This window comes from Bacillus sonorensis NBRC 101234 = KCTC 13918, assembly GCF_001592005.1.
GTDB classification, from domain to species: domain Bacteria; phylum Bacillota; class Bacilli; order Bacillales; family Bacillaceae; genus Bacillus; species Bacillus sonorensis.
The window spans coordinates 93,497-112,853 of the sequence record NZ_BCVZ01000003.1 but is presented as its reverse complement, the minus strand read 5'-3'; the positions used below and the strand labels follow the sequence as shown (position 1 = coordinate 112,853).

Below are 19,357 nucleotides of genomic sequence, written 5' to 3'. Positions count from 1 at the left end.
GTATACAGTAAGCTTCCCTGCAGTTTGTTTTATTTTGTTTGCGAAATATCGCTAAAGATTGCTACGTAATACATGACTTCGCCAGCATCGTTATCCACTGCACTGATTGTCAGCCATTCGAGATATTCTTCGCCGTTTTTACGCTTATTCCAAATTTCACCCTGCCAATATCCGTTTTTCTCGAGTTCATCCCACATCGCTTTATAAAAACTTTTGTCATGTCTTCCAGACCTTAAGAGCCGGGGGGTTTTGCCGACAGCTTCTTCTTTTTTGTATCCTGTTACGGCACTAAATGCGGGATTTACTTTTTGAATCATGCCTTTAGTATCTGTAACCATTACTCCTTGACCTGTGCTTTCAACGATGTTGTCCGCCAGTCTGAGTTTGTCTGAATAAAACATCCATATCACGATAATTAAGCTTGCTAAAGCAAATTCAGATAATGCCATGAAACCAATCGCATAATTTCCAGTCATCTGATTAACAGTTGTTAGAATAAGGGGTGGGAAAAATCCCCCAAGTCCTCCCATGGCTGAAACGATTCCGTTAACAATTCCGCCTTGCTTTGAAAAATATAGAGGTACAAGTTTAAACGTTGTTCCATTTCCAATCCCCGAACAAACAGCAACTGTTAAAACTCCCACGGTATATAATGTAATCGTTGGGGAAAAAGACAGTAATATACCTGAGAAAGTTAAACCCGAAAATACAATGATAAGAACTTTAAACGGATTAAATTGATCTCCGAGCCACCCTCCAAGAGGACGCACCAATGTGCATATGGTGATAAACCCCGCTGTGCGCAATCCTGCATCCACTTCACTAAGCTTAAATTGGGTTACTAAAAAATTAGGAAGATATACGGTAAATGCAACAAATGAGCCGAATGTTATAAAATAAAAAAGACTGAGGAACCATAGCTTCTCATCCCGATAAACATTGATGATTTGCTCCTTTAAAGCTGTTTTCACTTTCGGTTCATGTTTATCCCCCAATAAGAAATTTAGGGCAGCCAATAGAATGAGCGGAATGAGAAAAAGCCTGACAGTAACTTCCCAGCCTAATTGATTTGCAAGAACAGGTGCTCCAAACGAAGTAAACGCTGTTCCAATATTGCCGACTCCATAAATTCCATTGACAAATCCATGCCGATCTTTTGGATAGTACTTCGGTAAAGAAGTAACACCGACCGAAAATATCGCTCCTCCAACCCCTAAAAAAAGACCGGATATTAATAAATCAGTAAAAGAGTCGGCCAGACTTAAATAATAGACGGGCAGTATTAAAAATAAGAGGCTTATAAAAAGAATCAGCTTCGCTCCAAATCGATTCGTCCAATAACCAATCGGCACCCGAAGAACAGATCCGAGAATGACCGGAATGGCCGTCACCCATGATAATTGAATTGATGACAGGGAGATATCTTCTTTGATATATGTCATTAATGAGGAAATCACAACCCATACCATAAACCCCACAATTAGGCTCAATGTTTGAAGAGGCAGCTGGATTTTAGTTCGTTTCATTTTGGATGCCCTTTCTTATCATTTTATGTATTTTCAATATCCCCAAATCATTGGCTGTTATGCATTTATTTCCACTCGTTTAATAAAGAAGCCCCCCTTCTACGACAATTTCAACTTCTTTCGCAGGACTATTAGTTTTGCAAATGAAATATTCCAGGGGCGGCGATGTTCACGAATGGTAAAGATATGCGGAAACCAAAAAAGCTGTAACAGGGTGAGGCTCAGTTCATTCTTCTCCTAAAATAGCGATCGGGTTAAATACTTCATAGTGGATGTTGTTTTTCGGCACACCCCATTGCTTCAGCGCATTGTTAATAGCCTTCATAAAGGAAATCGGCCCGCAAAAATAAAAATCAGCATCCTTGTCTGGAAGAATGGATTGCAGCCATTCCAAGTTAATATAACCTTCCTATATAAATATAAAGGCCAAGAAAAACACAAAAGCGCAAAATATCAGTGTTTTTGCTGTTCTTTGCAAGGGGTTTTCGAAGAGTTTTCAGAATTAAACCGATTTTTTGGTATCAAAAATTTGCTATCACAGACATCGCTGTATAAAGGAGATGACAGCATGAATGACAACTTAAACACTGATTTAGATTACTTATATTAACAATCAAATAACAAATATAGAATTTTATCATGATTTAAAAATCTGCGAATGAGGTAGAGATCCTTATTTCATCGACTTCTCAATCCTAAATGTGGTAAAATCGATGACAAATGTTAAAACTATAAAAATATAAGAAAGGGAGGATTAAAATGTATATGAGTATTATTATTTTAGCATCCATGCTTTTATGGGGCGCATTAACCCATGAACTAAGTAAACCTTCAAAAAAGCAAAACAACCGAAAAATTGTGTCCTTGATATCTCTAGGCTCTTTATCAACTTTAGTTATTACTATTTCACTTTTTCAAAACCTCCCGTTTTAAAGTTTTGCAGGGAGGCGGGGGCTTCATAGCATATAAATGAAATGAACGGATATTCGGATGCTGTTCCGCCAATTCGGCCGCGTATTCTATAAATGCGTGAAATTCGCTGTTCTTTGCTGAGTGAATAGTCTTTCTTGTTGTTGTAAAACGATCGTATGCAACATGCTTAGTAGCGGTGTAATCCCAACGCCGCCGCTGATCAATTTGAAAATAATAATTCATAAAAATGTTTACCGATTTCATGACTATGATCCTTTAATATTGGAGCGGTCGATTTCGCAATTAATTGTTTTCTCATCAAGCACAATATTCCCTCCTTTTTTTGATTAGGGTGATGTTTTTGATTCGATTGATTCAGGAAATGATAAAAAGGGTGATGTTTGAGCATCACCCTCATTCTGTTTGGCGTCTTTCTTACACCCATATCATTTGAAAAGAGGTTCGTTTTGTGAATAAACACGTCGGTGCGGCTTGTATTATCGTTTCTTATATACTCTCTATAACATAACTTTCACTTACCCGGCGGGCTACGATAAACCAAATGCAAACGATTTTCATGAGTATATCATTTGCGCGCCCGCTGCGATAAGGCGCACAGCCAATCAAGGTTTTTATACTTACAGCGGCAAGCCTTGCCAATTATTTTACCTGCACCAATAAAAATGTGTACTTTGTGCCCTCAGGCTTGTTTTTCCAGTAAATCGTGACCTCCGCATCCCCTTTTTCGAGTCCTTCAAAGTCCACCGAGTTCAAGCTTGGATTGGCATAGGCATGAAGAATATGGGGATTGTCAACAGCAATTTCTAAATCGGCATCGGAAAACTCAATTGGAACACCGTTGTTTATACTGCCACAATAGAAACGCGAATGGCCAATATCGCCAATGCCAACTGTTTCGTCGTAAACGGTGAAGATATGAGTTGAGCATTCGCTTGGCTTAATGGCGTCTGGTGCAGCGTGTGCAGATGCGGTATGAAAGGATAAAACCGTCATTATAGCGATCAAAAGTGACATGAGGAACTTGCCTGATTTTCCAGTCTTCATGTTATCAACCTCCAACCATATTTTGTTAGTATTCATATTCCAAAGGTGGATATTAATACCGAAAAATTGCGATTTAAAAAAGACCGATAAACGAAACTTAACTAGGCAGCAAGTAAACTTGAATGTAAGTGGATTATTAAAATTTTTCTGCATGATTCATCGTCATGTTTACAGTTGACTTTAAGTGCAAGCGCTAAGATCTCAAAGGGTTAAACCCACAACAAAAACAGAGCTGACATCAAAGGTCAGCTCCGACGGACAGTTTCAGAAGGTTGAAAGAACTGATTCACCTCATCATCGGTTACATCTGAAACGTGCTGATACTCATAGTTTGGTGATTGATCACGATCGATGAGGACAGACCGTACGCCTTCAAAGAAATCTTTATGTCTCAAAAAGTTCTTTGCCAGCAGCAGATCTGTAGCAAAGCATTCTTCCATCGTTTTTTGTTTGCCGTCGACCAGCTGTTTTAAGGCGACTTTTAATGAAAATGGCGACTTGGAAAGAAGAAGTTTCTTCACATTCACGCTAAAGCCGCTTCCTTCGTTTTCGAGCGATTGAAGGATCTCTTCCAACGTATCAAACCTAAAATGATGATCAATCGCGTCTTGATCAGGAGCGAGCTTGCTTTCTTGAGGCGGTTCCGCTTGAAATTCCTTGATCATCTGTTCAAGCGTTTCTTTAACGTTGACAAGGCGCCAGTTCGTATATTCCACTTGTTTGATCAAGCGCTCTAAAGCATCGCTCTCCATATAGGTGTCTGCACCGTTTATAAACAGCACATCAGCAGCGCGAATGACAGACGCCGTTAGTCCAAGGTAGCGTCCGACGTGACCTGGGGCTTTGTTTAAAAAATAGGCTGCACCGACATCCGGAAAGAACCCGATATTCATTTCCGGCATCGCCCATTTCGTCCTCTCCGTCACAATCCTGTGGCTGGCTCCATATGTCAGGCCTACCCCTCCGCCCATGACGATCCCGTCCAGGCAAGCGATGATCGGCTTCGGAAATCGATAGACGGCCTTGTCGACCTCATATTCTTTTTCGAAAAATCGCTCTGCATCATGCAAAGCTTGTTTGGACGAGCGGGCTTTATAGAGCGTTTTAATGTCACCGCCGGCACAAAGCCCTTTTGCACCTGCGCCTTTTATGACGACGACAGAAACGTTATGATCTGTCTTCCATTCTGTTAACTTTTCGCCAATCACACGGACCATGTCATAAGTGAGTGAGTTGAGCGCTTTCGGGCGGTTCAAAACAATGGTTGCGGTACCGTGCTGGTTGACGGAATATAAAACGTCGTCGGACATCTTGATCCCCCTCCTTTTATGAATGATGAAAGTCTGGTTTGCGTTTCTCGACGAATGCGTGAATTCCTTCTTTAGCATCGGAAGTCAAAAACAGCTCGGCAAATCTTTTTCGTTCCCTTTCCAGCCCTTGTTCCATGCTTTCGTTGCTGCCCTGTATAATACATTCCACTGCGCGCATGACACTTGTCATGCTTTTTCCTTCTATAAATGACGCCGCGACAGCAGTTGCCGTCTTTAACAGCTCCTCTTTCTTCACGGCCAGCTGCGCGATCTTAAGCTCTACCGCATCATGAGCTGAAAGTGTTCGGCTTGTAAGGATGAGATCAAGTGCTGTGGCAGTCCCTGTTATATTGCGAAGCCGCTGTGTACCTCCAAACGCAGGGATCAGACCGAGCTTTAATTCCGGCAGCCCTACTATCGCCTCATCTGATACGATTCTGAAATGACAGCTCATCGCCAGTTCAAGTCCTCCGCCAAGAGCCGGTCCGTTTATCGCGGCGATGACGGGTTTTTTTAACGCTTCGATTTCATCACAAAGCGCCTGGCCTCCTTCGGCGAGGGCCAAGCCTTGTTCCTGATCCCCTAATTTTGATACGAATTCTTTTATGTCCGCTCCCGCCACAAAAAAGCGGCCCTCTCCTGTGATAATAACCGCTCTTGTATCATCATCTGCGGCCAGTTCCTGAAATAGTGATCGCAATTCGGCGATACAGGAAGAAGATAATGTATTTGCCGGCGGATTGTTCAGTGTGACAGTCGTGATAAAATGTTCTTTTTTAAGCGTTACGTATTTATAGCTCAAGATTTATCCCTCCAGTATAAATCAAAAAGCCCCCCTAAAGGTCTTTATCCAGCTATTAGAGGGGGCGTATGTTAAAGGTTAGAACCAGCGTTCGGTGACGACTTTTTTACGTGTGTAAAATTGGATGCCGTCTTTTCCGTTTGTCCCAAGATCTCCATAGAATGAGGCTTTGTTCCCTGCGAACGAGAAGAACGCCATTGGAGCCGGTACATTGACATTGACGCCGATCATGCCGGCATCGATTTTGTCGCGGAACTGCTGGGCGCTTTTGCCGCTCGACGTATAGATGACAGCACCGTTGGCAAATTTGGATTGATTGGCGAGTTCGATCCCCTCGTCAAGGTCTTTTACCCGGACGACGCTCAATACCGGAGCGAAAATTTCGTCCTGCCAGATTTTCATGTCAGGTGTCACGTGATCGAAAATCGTGGCTCCCACATAGTATCCTTCCTGAACATCCGGATCGCGTCCGTCAACGGCTAAAGCGGCTCCTTCTTGTATGCCGCTGTCGATATAATCTAGGACGCGGTTTTTGTGGACTTCACGGATCAGCGGACCGACAAAGTGATCCTCGGATCTGCCGTCTCCTGTTTTCAGCTTTCGCGTTTCAGAAACGAGCAACTCCATGAATTCATCGGCGATTTCATCAACGACCGCAGCCACAGAGCATGCCATACAGCGTTCCCCGCTGCTGCCGAAAGCCGCTCCAATGATGCCTTGAACCGATTTTTCAAGATGGCAATCCGCCAGGACAATCGCATGGTTTTTAGCTCCGGCAAGTGCCTGAACGCGTTTTCCGTTAGCTGTACCCGTTTGGTACACATACCTTGCGACCGGCTCTGAACCAACGAAGGAAATGGCTTTGATATCTTCATTCTCCAATAAACCGTTTACGACTTCTTTCCCACCATGGACAAGGTTCAGGACTCCTTTTGGAAAACCAGATTTATAGAACAGCTCGACAAGTTTCTCGGCAAGAATAGGCGTCCGTTCCGAAGCTTTCAGGACAAACGTGTTTCCGCACGCGATCGCGAGTGGAAACATCCACAGGGGAACCATCATCGGAAAATTAAATGGCGTAATACCGGCAACGACTCCCAATGGATAGCGCCAAATCGATCCATCGATGCCGTTTGCGATCGCGGGCAGGGATTCTCCCATCATTAAAGTAGGTGTAGCGGTCGCAAGCTCAACGACTTCGATTCCCCGCTGCACTTCTCCGCGGGCATCCTTTAATGTTTTGCCGTTTTCCATCGTAATGATGTCAGCCAATTGTTCTTTTTGCTCTTGCAGAAGCTGCAGGTATTTGTATAGCAGTCTTGTCCGGTTGGGGACGGGCACCAATGACCAAGCCTGATAAGCATGTTGGGCAGCCTGTGCGGCCCGATCTACATCTGCTCTCGTAGATAGAGGCACATAGGCGATGATCTTTCCGTTAGCAGGGTTGATCACTTCTTCTGATTCGGTGCCTGTAGAATCCACCCATTCTCCATTGATATTGTTTTTCATTTTTTTTGCATTGGTTGTTATCATTTGCTTTCTCACCTTTCCTTACGAAAAAGTTGTCGTTTGTCCGCTTATTTTTTTGTATAAGACAGACATATCCTTTTCGCCGTATCCGCTCTTTTCGGCTTCTTCATATAGGTCAAAAAGGATTTTGCTCACCGGCAGTTCCACATTGTTCTTTTTGGCTAAATCCAGTGCAAAGCCGAGGTCTTTGAGCAGCAGCTTTAAAGAAAACCCGGGTTCAAAGTGATCATCTGCTATGAAACTTTTATAGTTGCGTTCATAGATACGGCTCTGCCCATAGCTGACGTTGAGCATCTCAAACAGCCGATCAAGATCCAGATTGCTATGTTTTGCAAGATGCAGAGCTTCACTGACACCGGCTGTATAAAACCCGATTAAGAGATTGTTGATCAGCTTTGTGTTCGTTCCGCTGTCAATGTTCTCATTCACATGAAAAATATTTTCGCCCATTGCGTTAAAAACAGGCATGGCCTTATCGAAAGCGGACTTCGCACCCCCTACCATAAAGGTAAGCGTCCGGTTTTTCGCCCCGATCACACCGCCGCTGACAGGCGCCGCGAGAAAATCAACGCCTTTATGTCTGGCCGCCTTTTCAATCCGGTGATTCAGTTCAGGAGTGACCGTGCTCGTATCGATCAGCAGGATGCCGGGTTCAGCCAGGTTGACGAGTCCCTTTTCCCCTAGAAAAACCTTTTCTACTGCGTTTGACGAAGGAAGGCTCGTAAGGATGACGTCACATAATTCAACCATTTTTTCAACCGGAAGGCCGATCGTTCCTCCTGCTTGATGGAAGGACATCTCAGCTTCTTTGCTGAGGTCCATTCCATACACAGTAAAGTTTGCCAAAAGCAGATTTCGCGACATAGGCAGACCCATGTTTCCCAAACCGATAAATCCGATTTTTTTCACAAGACTTCACTCCGTTCACACTATATATTTTTCATGATCGGCTATGATTTCTGCGATTTCACGTTTTTGAATAAACAGGTCGCTGAAGAGGGGGACAGGAAGGCTATGAATCTCTTCCAATATGAGTTTTCTTTCGGTTTCATCTGATTCTGCCCCTGATAAAACAGACACCGTCATCTCTTTAATTTTGCGAAACCCTTCTTCACATATGACGTTTGTCATCATCTCTTTCAACCGTTCTTTTTCTTTCCCATTCTTTTGGATCGCTTTTTCCGTTCGCATGACAACGGATTCCATCACATAGATTCCTTTCTTTATGTCGGCGAGCAGCCGTGAGTATTCCTGTTCCTGCTGAATATCAATGTTAGAATATATCAGTGCATTCAGAGATTTGTTGAGAAGCTGGTAGGACAAGTAAAGGAATTGCCGGTTTCGGCTTAATGAGGTTTCAGGCTTTGTGCCGCTTTTTTGTTGCATCTCTTTCATCAAAAATTTTGCGATCGTCAGACGGTTTATTTCGTTTGTTCCTTCGAAAATCCGGCTGATCCGCGCATCCCGATACAATCGTTCCACTTCATACTCCTGCATGTATCCGTAGCCGCCGTGAATCTGCACCGCCTCGTCTGCGGCCCGGTCGAGCACTTCGGAGCAGTTTACTTTATTGATCGCACATTCGGACGCATAGTTTGCTAGTTTTTTCAATCTTTCGTTTAATGGATCGGCAGAATCAAAAACATGGTCCAAGCTGTCCGCCGTCCTGTAGGCGGCGCTTTCCGCTCCATAAATCGAAATCGCCATATCCGCAATTTTTTCTTGAATCATCGAAAAACTGATGATGGGCCTGTCAAACTGTTTACGCTGTTTGGCGTGGTTCACGGCAAGCATCAAAGCCTGTTTTGATGTTCCAATGTTCGAAAACGCCAGCTTTAATCGCGCCATGTTTAAAATGTTCAAGGCGACATGATGACCTTTTCCGACTTTTCCGAGAACATTCTCGACCGGTATTGTGACGTCTTCCAAGATTAAGGTTGCTGTTGAAGAACCTTTTATCCCCATCTTTTTCTCTTCAGGTCCAATCGAGACGCCTTTGAACGACCGCTCTACGATAAATGCGGTCATGCCTTCCGCCGTTTTCGCAAAGACGACATAGACATCAGCCACTTGAGCGTTTGTAATCCACTGTTTTTCGCCATTTAAAATCCAGGCGGTTCCTTGCTCATTCAAAACGGCCGTCGTTTTTGCGTTTAAAGCGTCTGATCCTGCGTTAGGCTCTGTTAGGGCATATGCTCCGATCCATTCTCCCGTCGCGAGCTTTGGGAGGTATTTTTGTTTTTGTTCTTCTGTTCCATAATAAATGTACGGCAATGTCCCGACACCTGCATGAATATTAAAGGAGACGCTGAACGATCCGCCGGCCCCCATCTTCTCGGCTACAAGCCCTGAAAGCTTCTTGTTCAGAGACAGGCCGCCATATTCTTCCGGCACTTCGATACTGAGCAAGCCTAGATTTCCCGCTTTTTGAAACAATTTTTTTACACTCTCGTGATCATGCTGATCAATCGATTCGAGTAAGGGCATGACTTCGTTTCTGACAAATAATTCTGTCGTTTTTGAAATGAGTTGTTCTTCTTCGTTAAAATCGTCTGAAGTAAATACTTCAGCGGCTGATTCATGATGAAACATGAAGGGTTCATTCCGTTGAACTTCCGCTTTGCCCATCGCTTTCCGCCTCGCTTTCATTCATGAATAAAAGCTGTGATAAAAAGGTGATGTATCCGCTTACATTTATTTCGTGCTGCGAAACATCGCCTTCTCTTCTATGGTGTGTTTTTACGCTAAGGTCTTTTGCCATTTCTTTATTCGGAGTTGGATATTGAGTCATATTGCTTGCTTCTGGTTTGCATTTCGTTAGACCGACTAACCTTAAATCTTCCAAAGCTCTTGATGTTCAATTTTGTTTCCAAACTAAGCATATCAAATAATTGGAAAGTTTCCAAATGTTTTTGCGGTTGCATTTATTTTACTGCTACAGGCTTGGTTATATTCTTAAGGCTTGCCAACCTTTCCTGCCGACTGATGGTCTTTTGTGATCTGCTTCCCGATCCCCCATCAGGTGATGAAGTGTGCATAAACGTACATTACCTTGTTATCACCGGGGGCAATGAATACGATGCTATCGATAAGGCAAAATTGCAGCTTTAAATGGAAGAGCCGCCTCTCCTATCAACCTGTGATCATGACAACTTTATTAATTTAGCCGGCATCCCCTTCGGCGAGCCCGCAAGTGAAATGGAGACCTATAAGCTTTTCTTTTGCTTTATTTACATGAAATCGCAATTGTTCTGTAAGAAAAAACCCATTTTGATAAAGCATCATCAAAATGGGTTTTTCGGAAATATCAGTTCAACAAATGATCGTTTTGCTAAAATCATTTTTTAATTGAAAAGCCCTGCTCCTACCAAGCGTATACTTCAGGTGTTTCCCCACCAGGTCCGGGGAAAATGTCATTCAGCTCGCTGATGACGTTCTCATCCAGAATGATTTCAACCGCTCTGACAGTGTCCCGCAGCTGGTCTACTGTTCTTGGGCCGATGATTGGAGCGGTCAATGCCGGATTTGCCAGCACCCATGCCAAAGCGACATAGGCTTCTTTCTCCCCCAGCTCCTTGCATAAAGCCGAAAATCTCTCAAGCTGTGCACGGTGCTTTTCGATTAAGTCCGCCCTCTGGGATGTTCGGGTTCCGGCGGCTCCTTTCAGTGCACGGCCTCCGAGAAGCCCTCCTGCAAGCGGGCTCCACGCCACTACGCCAAGGCCGAGATCCCGCGCCGCCGGTAATACCTCCATTTCCGCCGTCCGCTCTAATAAACTATATTTATGCTGCTCTGTGACTAACCCCATGAAATTCCGTTTCTCGGCTGCCGCCTGCGCCTTGACCAAGTGCCAGCCTGCAAAGTTGCTTGAGCCGATATAGTCGACCTTGCCTGATCGAACCTGGCTCTCAAAGGCTTCCCATATTTCATCCCACGGCGTCCGCCGATCGATATGGTGCATTTGGTATAATTCGATATGATCTGTCTGAAGCCGCTTCAGCGATCCTTCCAGATGCCGTCTGATTTTGTAAAGAGACAAGCCCCTCACATCGTTTGGTCCGTCATTCGGATCTGAAATCGGTTCATATACTTTTGTTGCCAGAACGACTTTCTCGCGGCGCTGTCCCCCTTGGGCAAACCATTTTCCAATAATGCTCTCTGTCAATCCTGCGTTCTCGCCCCAGCCGTAGATATTGGCAGTATCAAAAAAATTAATGCCGCTATCGAGCGCTTCATCCATGATACGGAACGCGGTCTTTTCATCTGTATCGACTCCAAAATTCATCGTCCCCAAACACAAACGGCTGACACGCATTCCTGTCCTTCCTAAAAAGGTATACTCCAAAACAAACCTCTCCTTATATCATTTTTTGTAGCAGGTCTTGCTGCAAGCAAATTTATTCAACAACCTTCCAACTTCCTGTTACGATTAAAAGACGAAGCAGCTTTGATATGGACGCAAAAAAATAAAGAAATGGTTAAACAGGAGGATTTTCAAGTGAATGTAGAAGATCTATGGAATAGATATCATGAGCCTTTAAAAAAATTTATCGCGTCAAGAGTCCGTGACCAATCGATGGTTGATGATATATTGCAAATCGTGTTTATGAAAATCCAAATTCATCTTCCGGGTCTAAAGGATGAACAAAGCATCCGCGGCTGGATCTACCGGATTGCCCGGAATAGCATCATCGATTTTTACCGAACAGAAAGATCAATTGATCAACTTCCTGATCATATTGAATTCAGCGATGAAGCCGATGAAGAAAACTTTACAAAGGAAGCGGCTGCATGTATCCGCTCCAGTATAAAAAAACTGCCGGAGAAATATCGGGTGGCGCTCGAACTGACCGAAATCCAAGGATTATCCCAAAAAGACTTATGCGAAAAAATGGACATTTCATATTCCGGGGCAAAATCAAGGGTGCAGCGGGGACGGGAAAAACTAAAACAGCTGATGATGAGATGCTGTCATATCGAATCTGATCGATATGGAAATATCATCGATTTTCGAATTATGAAGGAATAGCCGGAGCGCCATTGAGAAAATAAAAAACCGGTTCCTTCGAATAAAGGAACCGGTTTATTTACAGGCTTGAAACGATAAATTGGGCATGTCCGGAAAGTTCGAATTCTCCAAACCCGTGTGGCAGTAAAATATGATCGCCTTTTTTGAAGACATATTCATTTTCGCCGGATATGATGGAGCCTTCTCCTTTGATGACGCTCGTGAGGAGGAACGGCTTTTCCTGTTTGAATCCCGCTGATCCGGATAAATCCCACTTTTCCACAGAAAAATAGCGACATTCGATAAATGTGGTTACATGGAGATCATCCGTTTTTTCAGTATGAACTGCCGGCTGATGCGGCGCAGATGGAACGTCTATCACTTCAATGCTTTTTTCCAAATGGAGCTCGCGCAGATTTCCTTCCGCATCTTTTCTGTCATAATCGTATAATCTGTAGGTTGTATCAGAATTCTGCTGCGTCTCTAAAATGAGAATGCCTTTCCCGATCGCATGTACGGTTCCGCTTGGTACATAGAAGAAATCTCCCGGCTTCACCTTTACTCGCCTCAAGAGCCTGTCCCATTTTTCAAGCTGTATCATCGCTTTCAGTTCTTCCTTTGATTTTGCGTGATGGCCATAAATGATTTCCGCGTCTTTTTGGCAATCAATGATATACCAGCATTCCGTTTTTCCGAGCTCCCCGTTTTCGTGAGCATTTGCGTATTCGTCATTCGGGTGCACTTGAACGGATAAGTCTTGAGCTGCGTCCAGCATTTTCGTCAGAAGAGGAAAGCGGTCTCCCTCAAGGTGTCCGAATAAATGCCGGTGATGTTCCCATAATTCGCTCAGTGTGAGCCCGTTGTACGTTCCGTTTTGTACAACGCTTTGTCCGTTTTGATGTGCGGCAAAAGCCCAGCATTCCCCCGTTCGTTCTGATGGAATGTCATAGCCGAAAGAGGTTAAAGCGTTGCCGCCCCATATTCTTTCTTTGAAAATCGGTTCAAAAAATAATGGTTCCGTCGCCATCAAAAATCCCCCGCTTTATACGATTTCATTCAATAGCTTGTAAGCTTCTTCTTTTGTTTTGACTGCCAGCAATCGTTCCCGATAGTTGTCATCCATCAGTTTTCGCGACAGCATTTGCAGAAGTTTTAAATGTTCGTTCCCTTCACTTTCTTTCGGTACGGCGATCATAAAAATTAATTTCGCCTTTGTTCCATCAAGGCTTTTCCAATCTACTCCGGAACGCTTGATTCCAAATGCTACAGTTGGTCTTTTTACTGCGTCCGATTTTCCGTGCGGAATCGCAATATTCATTCCAATTGCCGTAGTGCTCTCTTGTTCGCGATTCAAAATCGCTTGTTTAAATTCGCTTGCTGAATGCAGGACGCCAGCACGGGACAATTTTTGAATCATTTCATCAATGATGTCGTCCCGGGTTTCACCAGATAATGTTGGTTCGATCAATTCTGTGCCGGTGATGTCAGTCAGCTTTTGGATTTCCGGCATTTCAATTTGTTTGCTTTCCGTTTGAATCTCCTGCTGCGGCATGTCTTTCGCCGCTGCGGCTTCACTTTTCACATCGTCTGCTCCGGGAATATCTTTTTTCAGCACATTGACTAAAAAAGCAGTGACAAGAGATCCGGCAATAACGGCAATGAAAAACATCAGTACATGATCGACTGCTCCTAGCACCGCGACTATTGGTCCGCCGTGGGCCACTCTGTCCCCCACATTGCCGATCATGGCGATCACAGAGCCTGTCATGGAACCTGCCATGATGCTCGGGATCACGCGCAGCGGATCTTGCGCTGCAAATGGGATGGCCCCCTCAGTGATGCCGAACAGACCCATCGTAAATGATGCTTTCCCCATTTCTCTTTCTGACGCCTGGAATTTTCTTTTTCCTAAAAACGTTGCAATCCCCAGGCCGATCGGCGGTATACAAATGGCGACGGCAATCGGTCCCATGATTTCGTAATTTCCTTCACCGATCATGGCCGAGCCAAACAGGAATGCCACTTTGTTTACGGGGCCGCCCATATCAAATGAAATCATGGCGCCCAAAATCAATGCCAGAAGGATCGAGCTGGATCCTTGCATGCCCGCCAGCCAAACCGTCAAAGATTCAAACACTTGCGCTACCGGAGCGCCGATCAAGAATACAAATGCCAATCCGACAATGAGCGAGGACAGCACCGGAATAATAATAATCGGCATAATCGGCTGAATCGCTTTTGGGACTTTTAATTTTTTGATTCCCAGTGCGGCATATCCTGCCAAAAATCCTGCGATAATACCGCCGAGGAAACCGGCGCCGCTTGCACTGCCGTAAAAACTACCCGTCGCTGCAATATATCCGCCGATCATACCCGGGACAAGTCCGGGTTTATCAGCGATGCTGTAGGCAATATATCCGGCTAAAATCGGAATCATGAATGTGAAGGAAGCGCTTCCGATTTGCTCAATGGTTTTCCAAAAAGAATCGTCCGGGATGACTAAACCTTTCGGCGTCTTCTCGCCTCCGAGCGTGAGTGCAACCGCGATTAACAATCCGCCGACGACAATGAATGGTACCATAAAAGACACACCGTTCATTAAATGACGGTAAATCGGATTTTGTTTTTTCTCTTCATTTTGATTGGCGGCAGGCGATGTTGAGCCTGATTGATAAACCGGGATATCACCTTTTAATGCCCTTTTGATTAATTCTTCAGGTTTGCGGATACCGTCCTGAACACCGACCGCCAACAGTTTCTTTCCGATAAAACGGTCTTTGCTGACAGAGCGGTCCGCGGCGATAATAATCGCGTCTGCTTCGCGAATGTCTTGTTCGGTCAGCTCGTTTTCCACTCCGATGCCGCCCTGGGTTTCAACTTTCATTTGAACGCCCAGTTTGCCGGCTGCTTTTTGCAGGTTTTCTGCTGCCATATACGTGTGGGCAATTCCGTTTGGACATGATGTAATCGCTAACAGTTTCATGTCAATCCTCCTTTGGCACAATATATTCATGAATTGTAGTAGGCCTTGTAACTACTGTATATCAAAATCATGAAGATAAAAGCGCCGTTTTTTACCGCAATTTCCGGCAAAATCGGCTTTTTTCCTGATCAAACAAAAAAGCAGGGCATCCTTTGCCCAGCTTTTAATAATCCAAATAAGATAAGAATCTCATCACATCTGTTTCCTTCGTCAGGTTTTGAATGAAATCAGGCTGCTCGCTCAGATAGGAAAGCTCATGAAACAATTGTCTTGCCATGCTTTGATCCTCATGTTTCACGGCCAGCATGAAGACAAGCGACACTTTTTCAGTCCCCCAATCAAGCGGCTCTTGTAACGTGGCAATGGCAATGACTGATTGTTTAATAAATTTTGCATTTGCATGTGGAATCGCGATGCCTGCCCCGATGTTTGTCGCCGACATTTTTTCCCGCATGACGGCATGAGCGGCGTATTCCTTTTCGACATAGCCTTTTTCATATAAAGCCGTTGCCAACTGTTCAATTAGTTTGTAGCGGTGTTCTGATTTTTGCTGCAAGAACACTAAAAAAGGAGTCGTATTATTTAACATCTGAAATGCTTTTTGCTTACGGCGGGATGATTCATCAAGCTGATCCATAAAAACGCCCAGCTTCCTCTCATCACCTGACTCCAAGAGCGGTGATACAACAACATGGGGAATCTTCAATTCTTCCAAGGATACCGTAGAGATGACAAGCTCCACATCACCGCGCCCAGCTAAGTAATCCGCTAAATCCGCTTTTGCGATGCAGTCGATCACAGCGATTTGATGAAATTTCCGTTCAATTTTTGTCCGTAGTAATTGCGACATTCCGATTCCCATATGACATACGATGACGGCCTTCTTTTTTGTCTGGCTGATGCCGTTCATGCGTTCGATAGCCGCTTGAAAATGCAAAGTAAGATATGCAGCTTCTTCCTCGGGAATAGAAAGGGAGAATGACTGATTCATATCCTCCAGAACGTCAACCACGGTATGAAACATATATGGATACATCTTTTTTATATCATTCAGCATTGGATTTGAGACAGAAAGGTCATAATTCAGCCGGTTTAACACTGTATTTAAATGAACGCCCAAGCCATTGATCAAAGCCTGATCCTTGCGGAAATCAAGCATTTTCAGTTCGGACACGCGGTCAACCAAATACTGCAAAACGTTAAAAAGCAAAGGGTTTTTAACGTTCTTCTCTTTTTCGATTGGATAGCGCACCTTCCCGCCTAAAATATGCAATGTTAAATACACGATCTCTTCTTTAGGGAAATGGATGGAAAAAACGTGTTCAAGCCGTTTCATCAATTCGGATGTCCATTGATACTCTTTTTTCTCCTGGACAATCGCCATTTCTTTTTGGGGAATGGCGATCGGCTGTTTCATTTTGATTCGGCGGATCATCAGCAATGTGTGCAATAATAGACTTTCAAATGTTTCGTCTGTGAAAAATAGAGAATGATGCTTTTGCAGTGATCGCAATTCATTCGCCGCAAATGTGACCTCATGACGCAAAAACTGCTTTTTAATAAATTGACTGGTCAATTCTTGATTATCAATCAAATCCGAGATTCTGGCCAATGCCTTTCTTTTATTCTTCTCATCTCCTTCTATCAACAAACCAAGCCGCTGTTTAGAAATCAATGTTAACTGAAACCGTTTCAGCCATTCTTTTATCATGTTCAAATCGCCTTTAATCGCGGATTTATTTAAAAAATGCTGCTCGGCGAGTTCTTTCGCTGTCACCGGCTTTGTATTCATCAGCAAGAGAAATGCAATTTGCAGCACTCTTTCTTCATCGCTTTGTTCATTTACGCGCTGATGTTCTTTGTGCAGCTGATGACTTAACCGCATTTTTTCATGTTCGTCTATTTGCAAGTACACGCCTGAGCCTGGTTTTCGAATAAGCTGAGCATTGGAATGTTCATTGAGGTAATGTTCAATCGTTTTCAAATCATTCCGGATCGTTTTTTCAGAACACTTTACCCTGTCTGCGAAATCTTGCACGATTAAGTAGTCCTCAGGTTCAGATAACAACAGATATAAAATTTCTTTTTGCCTAGTATTCATGAATGCCACCTGTTTTTCTATCCTTCCTGTATATGTCGCGATATGATGAATTGATAGTATAAGTATACTACATACGAAACCGTTTACATTATAAAGTGAAATAAAAGTGTCAAAAGTTCGATTTTTTACCGAAACTTCCGGAAAAATAGACTTTATCAAATAATGGAAGAATGAAACATGATGTTGCTTTCACAAAAAGAAAGAGTGGGTATCATGTATCGACCTTCACAAATTATACGGCTCTGAATCATCCAACACATTGTTTTAGTCGATTTTCACAGCTTTTCAAGCCTTTTCGTTCCCTGCTTGATTTTTATATTCGTGTTATTTCTTCATGCGGAACAAACGTTTCTATATAATTAGCAAGCTTGGTCATTTTGTAAATCAAATTTTTTATTTTAGCTGTATACGGTGACTGTTGACATGTCTAAGTGTGCTGGATAAATTGATTTGTGATCTCTGCTGCATTTTGATTGAATCGTGGGACTCTGCTATTTCGGCGGAAGTGTTTTGGCTTGTTTGCTGATCAGGCAAAAGAAGTCGTCAAGCCTTTTTTCATCTGCACTCATCAGATTGATATTATAGTTGATACAAAGATCCCCGATGACCTTATGTCCGCCACCCTTGGTAAGCGCCGAATCACTCGCTGATCTGCTGTTTTCAAGTCAAAGCCGGCTAAATGGTCTTCATTTGTTAAAAAAAGAATCGTCAAATTGACGGTTCTTTTTTTGTTTGCGGATGTTTTGAACTGTTCAAAAGTGCAACTCCGCCTATAATGAGAATGATCGCACATAACATCTGCATGTTAAACGGATCATTCCAAACCACAACGCCGATTAAAGCGGCTAATGCCGTGCCTACGCCTGACCAAACAGCATAAGCCAAGCTTAACGGAATCGTTTTAAGGGATAAGGAGATCAGATAAAACGAAAGCGCATAGCCGATTATCACTCCAATGGTTGGAAGCAAGACTGTAAATCCCTCCGACATTTTGAGCATTGCCGTCGCAAATACCTCTCCAATAATCGAAAATCCTAAATAAACATAGCCTTTCATCTTTAGCCGTCCTTTCTTAATGAGCTCCGCCTTTTGCAGCATTTAAAAGAATGATTCCGCCTATAATGAGAATAAGCCCAAACAGCTTTTTTCGATTAAACGCTTCTTTATATACCGCGATTCCGATCAAAGTTGTCAATGCTGTCCCCAATCCCGACCATATGGCATAAGAGATTCCAAGCGGCAGCGTTTTCAGTGTTAAAGATAAGGCATAAAAAGCCGTCCCGTATCCGATCACTACGCCAATGCTGGGCCATAATTTTTTAAATCCGTTTGCGGCTTTCAGCATGGAACTGCCGAACACTTCACCGGTAATAGCAAAGGTTAGTAGTACATAAGGGTTCACCGTTATCCCTCCTTTTTGGTCATCGCGAGCAACCGCCGAATGACCTCTTGCCGCATTTCCTTCTCTACGGGAGCGACATTTAGCATTTGAGCATAATAAAGACCGTCTATCGCCAATCGAATAATGGTCGCGGTGACCGGATCGATTCCGTCGTCATCCAGTTTGGACAGGATCGCTTGATAGCTGTGGGAAATATGTACAGATGCGTCCGGGTCCAGCAAAGAGGCTGCAAAAACACCCACATTCAGTTCAGCGTGATGTTCCAGGTCCAGTCTGGCCGCTTCTATTAATGCGCGGGTCCATTTTCCCTTCTCAATTGGATCAGCCTCAGCGGCTTTTGTTAAGGTTGCACCCATTTCCTCATAAATAAATTGCGCAAGCCCTTTTATCAACGATTCTTTATTTGGGAAGTGATACAGCAACCCCCCTTTGCTGATTCCGGCCCGTTTCGCTACTGCATCTAAGGTTAGGGCATTAAAATCATGGTCAAGGACGATTTGTTTCGCCGTATGTAAAATAAGCTGCCGTTTTGCATTCGCTTTTGATTCCATTTCAGTTCCCTCCTCGTAATTTTACTGTGCCGTCTGGACGGTTTTTTGTCAATTACAATACAATATGTGCAGAAAACTCATTCGATTCTAATAAGCTGCCTCCCTTTTTCTTTTGTATATAATTGTAGACGACCCACTATTTGGAATGTTATCATTGCTGTAGTTTA

The 19,357-nt window shown here is 43.7% G+C and carries 17 protein-coding genes; 1 reads left to right on the top strand and 16 read right to left on the bottom strand.

Translation table 11 applies throughout. The annotated features are described in order from the left end of the window. Positions 1 to 29 precede the first annotated feature (29 nt). The 10 genes from BTR1S_RS05925 to BTR1S_RS05880 all read right to left on the bottom strand — a co-directional run bounded on the left by BTR1S_RS05925 (position 30) and on the right by BTR1S_RS05880 (position 11,490). Complete coding sequence (locus tag BTR1S_RS05925) at positions 30 to 1,526, bottom strand: nitrate/nitrite transporter (RefSeq protein WP_029418839.1); 1,497 nt, start codon at positions 1,524 to 1,526, stop codon at positions 30 to 32. 226 nt (positions 1,527 to 1,752) lie between these two features. After that, on the bottom strand, positions 1,753 to 1,920 hold the full coding sequence (locus BTR1S_RS21660; protein WP_411803184.1) for a hypothetical protein: 168 nt from the start codon (positions 1,918 to 1,920) through the stop codon (positions 1,753 to 1,755). A 1,178-nt stretch (positions 1,921 to 3,098) separates the two neighbouring features. Then, complete coding sequence (locus tag BTR1S_RS05915) at positions 3,099 to 3,503, bottom strand: hypothetical protein (protein ID WP_029418838.1); 405 nt, start codon at positions 3,501 to 3,503, stop codon at positions 3,099 to 3,101. Between the two features lie 245 nt (positions 3,504 to 3,748). Next, a complete protein-coding gene (locus BTR1S_RS05910) occupies positions 3,749 to 4,813 on the bottom strand; it encodes an enoyl-CoA hydratase/isomerase family protein (RefSeq protein WP_029418837.1) in 1,065 nt (354 codons plus the stop codon). Positions 4,814 to 4,829: 16 nt separating this feature from the next. Then, the gene (locus BTR1S_RS05905; protein ID WP_029418836.1) at positions 4,830 to 5,615 is read right to left on the bottom strand and encodes an enoyl-CoA hydratase-related protein; all 786 of its coding nucleotides are present in this window, start codon (positions 5,613 to 5,615) and stop codon (positions 4,830 to 4,832) included. Between the two features lie 78 nt (positions 5,616 to 5,693). Further along, a complete protein-coding gene (locus BTR1S_RS05900; RefSeq protein WP_006637114.1) occupies positions 5,694 to 7,148 on the bottom strand; it encodes a CoA-acylating methylmalonate-semialdehyde dehydrogenase in 1,455 nt (484 codons plus the stop codon). A gap of 18 nt (positions 7,149 to 7,166) precedes the next feature. After that, positions 7,167 to 8,054, bottom strand: a complete 888-nt coding sequence (locus BTR1S_RS05895; protein WP_006637115.1) for an NAD(P)-dependent oxidoreductase — start codon at positions 8,052 to 8,054, stop codon at positions 7,167 to 7,169. 15 nt (positions 8,055 to 8,069) lie between these two features. After that, a complete protein-coding gene (locus BTR1S_RS05890) occupies positions 8,070 to 9,773 on the bottom strand; it encodes an acyl-CoA dehydrogenase FadE (RefSeq protein WP_029418835.1) in 1,704 nt (567 codons plus the stop codon). Further along, a complete protein-coding gene (locus BTR1S_RS05885) occupies positions 9,745 to 9,936 on the bottom strand; it encodes a hypothetical protein (RefSeq protein ID WP_006637117.1) in 192 nt (63 codons plus the stop codon). The genes BTR1S_RS05890 and BTR1S_RS05885 overlap by 29 nt, the downstream gene beginning before the upstream one ends. Before the next feature lie 573 nt (positions 9,937 to 10,509). Beyond that, a complete protein-coding gene (locus BTR1S_RS05880; protein ID WP_006637119.1) occupies positions 10,510 to 11,490 on the bottom strand; it encodes an aldo/keto reductase in 981 nt (326 codons plus the stop codon). Between the two features lie 153 nt (positions 11,491 to 11,643). Between BTR1S_RS05880 and sigZ the strand changes: the two genes are divergently transcribed. Beyond that, positions 11,644 to 12,174, top strand: coding sequence for an RNA polymerase sigma factor SigZ (sigZ, locus tag BTR1S_RS05875; protein WP_006637120.1), 531 nt, complete (start codon positions 11,644 to 11,646; stop codon positions 12,172 to 12,174). Between the two features lie 58 nt (positions 12,175 to 12,232). On the opposite strand, the gene manA is transcribed toward sigZ, so the two are convergent. From manA to BTR1S_RS05845, 6 genes are all read right to left on the bottom strand, one after another. After that, positions 12,233 to 13,180, bottom strand: coding sequence for a mannose-6-phosphate isomerase, class I (gene manA, locus BTR1S_RS05870; protein ID WP_006637121.1), 948 nt, complete (start codon positions 13,178 to 13,180; stop codon positions 12,233 to 12,235). A gap of 15 nt (positions 13,181 to 13,195) precedes the next feature. After that, positions 13,196 to 15,136, bottom strand: coding sequence for a PTS fructose transporter subunit IIABC (locus tag BTR1S_RS05865; RefSeq protein ID WP_029418834.1), 1,941 nt, complete (start codon positions 15,134 to 15,136; stop codon positions 13,196 to 13,198). A 163-nt stretch (positions 15,137 to 15,299) separates the two neighbouring features. After that, positions 15,300 to 17,237, bottom strand: coding sequence for a mannose transport/utilization transcriptional regulator ManR (manR, locus tag BTR1S_RS05860; protein WP_034326013.1), 1,938 nt, complete (start codon positions 17,235 to 17,237; stop codon positions 15,300 to 15,302). 708 nt (positions 17,238 to 17,945) lie between these two features. Then, the gene (locus BTR1S_RS05855; protein ID WP_029418832.1) at positions 17,946 to 18,293 is read right to left on the bottom strand and encodes a DMT family transporter; all 348 of its coding nucleotides are present in this window, start codon (positions 18,291 to 18,293) and stop codon (positions 17,946 to 17,948) included. 16 nt (positions 18,294 to 18,309) lie between these two features. Then, positions 18,310 to 18,639, bottom strand: coding sequence for a DMT family transporter (locus BTR1S_RS05850; protein ID WP_029418831.1), 330 nt, complete (start codon positions 18,637 to 18,639; stop codon positions 18,310 to 18,312). A gap of 2 nt (positions 18,640 to 18,641) precedes the next feature. After that, complete coding sequence (locus BTR1S_RS05845; RefSeq protein ID WP_029418830.1) at positions 18,642 to 19,190, bottom strand: TetR/AcrR family transcriptional regulator; 549 nt, start codon at positions 19,188 to 19,190, stop codon at positions 18,642 to 18,644. Between the last annotated feature and the right edge of the window lie 167 nt (positions 19,191 to 19,357).

Bases quoted from the DNA above. Each gene is read 5' to 3' on its own strand.
- BTR1S_RS05925 (WP_029418839.1), bottom strand. From the start codon at position 1,526: ATGAAACGAACTAAAATCCAGCTGCCTCTTCAAACATTGAGCCTAATT.
- BTR1S_RS05915 (WP_029418838.1), bottom strand. From the start codon at position 3,503: ATGAAGACTGGAAAATCAGGCAAGTTCCTCATGTCACTTTTGATCGCT.
- BTR1S_RS05910 (WP_029418837.1), bottom strand. From the start codon at position 4,813: ATGTCCGACGACGTTTTATATTCCGTCAACCAGCACGGTACCGCAACC.
- BTR1S_RS05900 (WP_006637114.1), bottom strand. From the start codon at position 7,148: ATGATAACAACCAATGCAAAAAAAATGAAAAACAATATCAATGGAGAA.
- BTR1S_RS05890 (WP_029418835.1), bottom strand. From the start codon at position 9,773: ATGGGCAAAGCGGAAGTTCAACGGAATGAACCCTTCATGTTTCATCAT.
- BTR1S_RS05885 (WP_006637117.1), bottom strand. From the start codon at position 9,936: ATGACTCAATATCCAACTCCGAATAAAGAAATGGCAAAAGACCTTAGC.
- manA (WP_006637121.1), bottom strand. From the start codon at position 13,180: ATGGCGACGGAACCATTATTTTTTGAACCGATTTTCAAAGAAAGAATA.
- BTR1S_RS05865 (WP_029418834.1), bottom strand. From the start codon at position 15,136: ATGAAACTGTTAGCGATTACATCATGTCCAAACGGAATTGCCCACACG.
- manR (WP_034326013.1), bottom strand. From the start codon at position 17,237: ATGAATACTAGGCAAAAAGAAATTTTATATCTGTTGTTATCTGAACCT.
- BTR1S_RS05855 (WP_029418832.1), bottom strand. From the start codon at position 18,293: ATGAAAGGCTATGTTTATTTAGGATTTTCGATTATTGGAGAGGTATTT.
- BTR1S_RS05845 (WP_029418830.1), bottom strand. From the start codon at position 19,190: ATGGAATCAAAAGCGAATGCAAAACGGCAGCTTATTTTACATACGGCG.